Origin of the sequence: Fulvivirga kasyanovii (assembly GCF_009711405.1) — a bacterium.
Taxonomy (GTDB): Bacteria; Bacteroidota; Bacteroidia; order Cytophagales; family Cyclobacteriaceae; genus Fulvivirga; species Fulvivirga kasyanovii.
In genome coordinates, this window is record NZ_SMLW01000163.1 from 1 (window position 1) to 1,438 (window position 1,438).

The 1,438-nt window shown below is 46.2% G+C and carries 2 protein-coding genes; one reads left to right on the forward strand and one right to left on the reverse strand.

Annotated elements, in window-relative coordinates; genetic code table 11:
• Nucleotides 1–14: 14 nt before the first annotated feature.
• On the reverse strand, nucleotides 15–329 hold the full coding sequence (locus E1163_RS00505; RefSeq protein WP_155168569.1) for a hypothetical protein: 315 nt from the start codon (nucleotides 327–329) through the stop codon (nucleotides 15–17).
• Nucleotides 330–715: 386 nt separating this feature from the next.
• Here E1163_RS00505 and E1163_RS00510 point away from each other — a divergent pair, with 386 nt between their 5' ends.
• Nucleotides 716–1,207, forward strand: coding sequence for a helix-turn-helix domain-containing protein (locus E1163_RS00510; RefSeq protein WP_155168570.1), 492 nt, complete (start codon nucleotides 716–718; stop codon nucleotides 1,205–1,207).
• Nucleotides 1,208–1,438: the final 231 nt, after the last annotated feature.

Sequence of the window (1,438 nt, forward strand, 5' to 3'; positions counted from 1 at the left end):
GCAAAGTCACAGGGTTAGTTCTTTGGTATGTTCACCGGGTCTTTGATCAGGAACAGTTGCAGGCCTTCGCGCAGGCGGCGGAGCTGCTTTACGTGGCCTTGCATGCTGTAGTGCATCAGCTCGAAGCCGCGCTCGTAGGTTTTGAGCTGTTCGGCGCGCTGCATCAGCTCGTAGAGGCCGTTTTCGTAGATGAGGTGGGCGAAATCCATGTTGGTGCTTTCGTAGGTCCCGGCCAGCAGGGTGGTGTTTTTTATCAGGTCATTCACTGCCTCGAGCAGGAGCCTGTACTGGTTTTGGGATTCCTCCCAGGGGGTGTTGGTGTGTTTCATAATTCAAAATGTTTTGGTCTTTTGTCGATATTAAGAAAGTATAAAGGTGGCCTTCTGCATAATTGGGAGGTGCTATTGCCTCGCACCTCCCGTTGCCCGTCAACCTAAACCAAATTAAACGGGTTGCCTTGCTTTTATGCGAGCGGTATACGCTCAGGCATTAGCTTTTCCCGAAACTGATAATTGACCTTTTTAATACTGTTCACCGGGGCGAACTACGTTTGATAAACCCCTTTGTTTTTTGGCATATCAATACCGCTCCAAACCAAATTCGGACATGGCAATTTTGTGCCTTTTACATATATTTGATTTTGTGGTAATAAAAACTCATGAGACAAAATCTGTTATGAGTATTAATGTCTCATTAATTTCAAATTAACAAAATTGTGTATAATAAAACAACAATACGCGAAAGGTTTTCTTATTTCCGTAACCAAAAGGGGCTTTCTCAGACAGAACTGGGCTTAAAGCTGGAGGAAATTATGGGGGAGCCTTTCGACAGGTTCACAATTTCTAACTATGAAACCGGCAGGAGGCGCATACCTGCATACCTTGTACCTGCCTTGGCGCAAATCTTTGGAATTACAACTGACGAGTTATTTTACACGGAAAGGGATATTGCCTCTCTGCAAAATATTGATACGCTGGGGGTAAAAGTGGCCGGCTACCGTGAAATGATGGACAGCCAGCCGGAAGCAGCAGCGCAAAAATCGCTTGAAGCACTGGAGCAAGCCAGAAAGGAGATACAGGGGCTGAAGGAAGAGCTCAGGTTACGGGATCAAAAAATGGCTATAATGGAAGAGCAACTGCAAACCTATGATTCGGCAGCTCAGAAAATGTCTAAAATGCTGGGGATAAGGCAGCAGAAGCAGTCTTAGTTAATCAACAATAAAATTGGGGTTCCTTGAGACTTGCTACGTGTGATTTTCATAGCTTAGGCTCTCACTTTTTGTTCCCGAAAGCTTTCCATGGCCGTTAACTTAAAGGCAAACCCGACCCTGTAAGGGGCAAATTTGAATAGCCCCGGGCTCCTACGCTAAAGCTTCGGCGACAGCGCGGTGAAGCCCGGTGGCTATATAATCGCGTTACATGTGCCATAGGAAAGCCCG

Bases quoted from the DNA above. Each gene is read 5' to 3' on its own strand.
- E1163_RS00505 (WP_155168569.1), bottom strand. From the start codon at position 329: ATGAAACACACCAACACCCCCTGGGAGGAATCCCAAAACCAGTACAGG.